Origin of the sequence: Protofrankia sp. CiP1_Cm_nod2 (assembly GCF_920664355.1) — a bacterium.
Classification (GTDB): domain Bacteria; phylum Actinomycetota; class Actinomycetes; order Frankiales; family Frankiaceae; genus Protofrankia.
Genome location: NZ_CAKKTL010000087.1, coordinates 1 through 4,574 on the forward strand (window position 1 = coordinate 1; position 4,574 = coordinate 4,574).

Sequence of the window (4,574 nt, forward strand, 5' to 3'; positions counted from 1 at the left end):
CTTCACCTGTTGAACATTCTGGATCCGGATACCGTGAACATCGCCTCCCAGGTTCAGGGTCACGATGTTCCGTTCGGTCGCCATGTCGGACTTACCGTCCAGCAGGAAGCGGAGCTTATCCGCAACATGGATGTTGTACAAGCTGTCCCTTGCCTTGCCGAGGACCGTCTGTCGGACAACGAGCAGGGTGCCGTTCGCCGGAGCTTGAATTTTTTTCGACTCGGACGCCTCGACAGAGAAAGTTCCCAATGGAGTTACGATCTGCCGTGAAGCATTTACGGTGATGCTCCCGTCGCCGGACAGCGTGAACTCGATCGGGAGAAGCGGCGGGTGGTATTTGCCCTCCAGATCGCAGCCGACGAGGACCAGAACCAGCAAGAGGGCCGACGCGACCATTTTCCCCGGACCGAACGATCGATGCATGGCCCACCTCCGTGGCATCACACCTGGGCCATCACCTATGATGATCATTGGATATGCTACCGCGTGCAGGCGGCGGAGCCGGCGTCTCTGTAAGAAACACGTCACCAAGATTCCTGGAAACCCGGACTGACGCCGCGTGCCGCTCATAGATGTAGTCTCAACCGGGCTTGCGGGCCTCGATCAGGAACCGCGTCGTGTACGCGACGAAGAGACCGTCGACCTGGATACGATCGTGCAGGGCCTCAAGCTGAGGCCGATATCGGGTAACGGTGGACCCGGGACCATCCAGATCACTTTGCACGGGAAGTACTGACATGAAACTTGACTTTCGCGGTTATGCGGTGTCGGTGCCCCAGACCAGTCGGAGGGTGTGGAGTTCCGCCGGGGTCGGTGGTTCGGGTCGAGTGGGCTGATATCTGGTGGCGATCAGGACGCAGCGAAGCTTGCGGCCATTTCAGCGGTGGAGAGGCGGGTCTTGGTGGTGCACCAGGGGGCGCGCGTGGTGGTCGGTGGCGTCCGTCGGAGTGGTGGCCGGCGACGGTGTACCAGACAGCGGTCAGCGTCTGGCAGGCCAGGCCGAACGGGACGGTGCGTTCCACGACGGCTTTCACCCGGTCGCGGGCCTTGCCCGACGCCGAAGATCTGCTTGGCGCCCGCGATCGCGACTTCCATCGCCTGCCCGACGCCGCCACCGTCCACCTGGACTCCGGCTACCATGGCCAACCGTCTCGCGACGTGCTCGCCGCCCACCGCCTGGCCGGTGAGATCGTCCCGAAGGGGGAACGCAGCCCGGTCCAGTTCGGTCGGCGCTGGGCCGGGGAGCGCACCCACTTCTGGATGAACGGCTACGGCAAGCTACGCCGCCGCACCGAGAAGAACGGCAGGGCAGTCGATTTCTACCTGTACCTGGCGGCAGCGTTCGTCACTGTCCGTCGTCTGATCCAGGAGGCGCGGCGAGGTACCGCTGGGCCAGCCGCCCCACCACCCGTCGGCTCACGTGGGCCTGCTGCCGGTTGCTCTTGCTCGTTCTAGAGCGCCAGTCGGATAACCATACGTATCCCCCCGAACGGTGGCCCGCTTCGATGGGCGCCAGCTACCGGAGAAGATCGGCGCTATTTTGTCGTTGTGTACGCTTTTGCGGCCAAAAAGCGTACACAACGACAAAATAGCCTGGATCATGGCCTGCGCGGGTGGTCGTGGATGGGATCCGCGCTACTTGACCGGCGTTCTAGCGACCGGCGCTCTGGCCTGGGCGGCTTTCGCCGAGCGGGTCGAGCAGCGCCGGGGCGAGTTCGCGCCACTGCCGGCGGGGCAGGCCGCGGCGGTCCGGGTCGAGCACCTGGACGCACACGTGGTCGGCGCCGGCGTCCAGATGCTCCTTGATCCGGCCGAGCAGGACGTCCGGGTCGCCCCAGGGCACGATCGTGTCGACGAGCCGGTCCGAACCCGCGTCCGCGAAATCGCTGTCGGTGAAGCCGAACCGGCGCAGGTTGTTCGTGTAGTTCGGCAGCCGCAGGTAGGAGCCGGTGTGCCGCCGGGCCAGCTCCCGCGCGGTCTCCGGGTTGGTGTCCAGGACGAACGCCTGCTCCGGGATGAGCAGCTTGCCCGGCCCGAGGATCGTCCGGGCGCTCGCGGTGTGTTCCGGCGGCACGAAGAACGTGTGGGCGCCGTCCGCCCGGGCGCGCGCCAGCTCCAGCATCTTCGGCCCGAGCGCGGCGAGTACCCGCGGTGACGACGCCGGCGGAACCGCCCGGTACTGCTCCCGGGCGGACGCGTCCATCTCGTCGAGGTAGGCGCGCATCTGCGTCAGCGGTTTGGTGTACGGCACCCCGCGGATCTCCATTAGGGACGCGTGCGACACGCCGACGCCGAGCAGGAACCGGCCGGGGAACGCCTCGGCCAGCGTCAGCTGCCCGGCCGTCATCGTCTGCGGGTGCCGGGCGAGGATCTGCGCGATGCCGGTGGCGACGGTCAGCCGGGGGGCCGCCGCGAGCATCAGCCCCGCGGTGACCAGCACCTCCCGGCCCCTGACCTCGCCGGTCCAGACCGCGGGATAGCCCAGCTCGTCGAGTTCGGCGACGGCGTCGCGCACCACGGACGCCGGCGAGTAGTCGAACTGGCCGCTCCAGATCCCTACCTTACCGAGCGTCACCGACGCGGACGGGTCGGCGGGGCGGGCCGCGGTGGCGGGTACGCCGGGCTCCGGCTCACCGGTGGTGATGGGCGTCTGCGCAACTGTCACCGCACCACGCTATCCGGGCCGGGGCGGCGACCGCCCGTCGGGCGGCCCGGCCGCGGCACCAGGCTCCGCCCCCGGTGTTCCGGGAGCGTCGGCTGTTCCGGGAGCGTCGCCGGCAGCGACCACCTGCCGGCTCGGCTCGGCTCAACCGCGACGGGACGTCGCCCGCGCGGCAGGCACCCACCGACCGGCCGGGATCCGTTCAGGCCCGCGCCGGGTGAACCGGCCCCATGGCAGCCCGCACCGTCGGGATGGCCCGCCGCGCCCTCCGCAAGCGCCGCACCCTCCGCAAGCGCCGAGCCGGACGAACCGGGCCCGGCGCAGGCCAGGCCGGACCTGTCGGGACCGGGCTGGACCGGGACGGGTCCGGGGCCGGGCCGGGCCGGGCCGGATTCGTCGAGGTCAGGCCGGGCGTCCGAGCTTGCTCGCCGTGTCCGGGCGACTATCGTCTACTGCGCGGCGGTCCCGCCGACCCGCGTGGCCGGCCGCGTCGGGCGCGTCCCGTGGATGCCGACACCAACGGAGATCCACCGGGTACACCCATCGCGCAGGCCGCCACCGACGATCTCGGGAACGGCCGAGGACGACCGGAGGACGCCATGTCCACTCCTGACACAGAGTCTGCTGACACAGAGTCCACTCCTGGCACAGACCGCCTCGACGCGGACCGCCTCGACACCGTCGCCGCACCCGTCCCGCGTAACCCGACGGACGCCAGTAGTGACAACACCGCGCCGATCCGGCTGCTGACGCCGGACGGGGACCGGCTGCCCCTGGCCGCCTACGACCCGTACATCGCCGACCTCACCGACGCCGACCTGGTCGGGCTCCTGCGCGACATGGTGATCGCGCGCAGGCTCGACGAGGAGTCGACCGCCCTGCAACGCCAGGGTGAGCTCGGCCTGTGGGCGAGCCTGCGCGGGCAGGAGGCGGCCCAGGTCGGCTCGGCGCGGGCGCTGCGCGCCGACGACATGGTCTTCCCGACCTACCGCGAGCACGCGGTGGCCTGGTGCCGGGGCATCGACCCGCTGGACGTCCTCGGCCTGTTCCGCGGGACGGCCCACGGCGGCTGGGACGTGGACGAACACGGCTTCCAGACGTACGCGATCGTGGTGGGTTCCCAGGTCCTGCACGCGACCGGCTACGCCATGGGGGTCACCAAGGAGACCAGGACGGGTCTGGGTCGCCGGCCGGTCGGGACGGCCCACCGGCCCGTCGCCACCACCGGCGTCACCGGCGGCACCGCCGGGAGCGGCGGCACCGCCGGTGACGGCGACGGCCTGCCGGCGACCCTGGTCTACTTCGGCGACGGAGCGTCCAGTCAGGGTGATGTCAACGAGGCGTTCAACTGGGCGGGCGTGTTCGAGGCGCCGGTGGTCTTCTTCTGCCAGAACAACCACTGGGCGATCTCCGAGCCGACGCGGCGGCAGACCCGCGTCCCGATCTATTTCAGGGCCCGCGGGTTCGGCATCACCGGTATCCGGGTGGACGGCAACGACGTGCTGGCGACCCTGGCCGTGACGCGCTGGGCGCTGCGGCAGGCCCGTCAGGGGCGGCCGGCCCTGGTGGAGGCGGTCACCTACCGGATGGGCGCACACACCACCGCGGACGACCCGTCCCGCTACCGCCAGGCGTCGGAGCTCGCGCGCTGGGGCGCCCTCGACCCCATCCAGCGGATGGCGGCCTACCTTCGTGGCCGCGGGCTGCTGGACGACGACGCGGCCAGCGCCCTGGACCGGGAGGCCGACGCGCTCGCGGCCACCATGCGGCAGCGCTGCCTGAACCTGCCCGACCCGGCTCCGCTGAGCCTGTTCGACCACGTGTACGCGCACGACACCGAGGAACTGGTCGACGCCCGGGCCACGTTCGCCGACTTCACCGAGACCGGCTCCACCGAGACCGACTTCACCGA

The 4,574-nt window shown here is 70.1% G+C and carries 3 protein-coding genes and 2 pseudogenes; 2 read left to right on the forward strand and 3 right to left on the reverse strand.

Annotation, left to right across the window (positions count from 1 at the left end; all coding sequences use genetic code 11):
* Positions 1–423 (reverse strand): annotated as a pseudogene (locus NBW84_RS11755) (hypothetical protein); the annotation flags it as partial.
* A 157-nt stretch (positions 424–580) separates the two neighbouring features.
* Positions 581–732, reverse strand: a pseudogene (locus NBW84_RS24250) (SAM-dependent methyltransferase); the annotation flags it as partial.
* Positions 733–963: 231 nt separating this feature from the next.
* On the opposite strand from NBW84_RS24250, the gene NBW84_RS24255 reads away from it, so the two are divergent.
* Complete coding sequence (locus tag NBW84_RS24255) at positions 964–1,455, forward strand: hypothetical protein (RefSeq protein ID WP_445548585.1); 492 nt, start codon at positions 964–966, stop codon at positions 1,453–1,455.
* 196 nt (positions 1,456–1,651) lie between these two features.
* Here NBW84_RS24255 and NBW84_RS11765 read toward each other — a convergent pair whose 3' ends face one another.
* Positions 1,652–2,665, reverse strand: coding sequence for an LLM class F420-dependent oxidoreductase (locus NBW84_RS11765; RefSeq protein WP_445548696.1), 1,014 nt, complete (start codon positions 2,663–2,665; stop codon positions 1,652–1,654).
* A gap of 596 nt (positions 2,666–3,261) precedes the next feature.
* Between NBW84_RS11765 and NBW84_RS11770 the strand changes: the two genes are divergently transcribed.
* Positions 3,262–4,574, forward strand: a 1,313-nt coding sequence (locus NBW84_RS11770) for a thiamine pyrophosphate-dependent dehydrogenase E1 component subunit alpha (RefSeq protein WP_445548697.1), incomplete at its 3' end; no start/stop codon positions are given.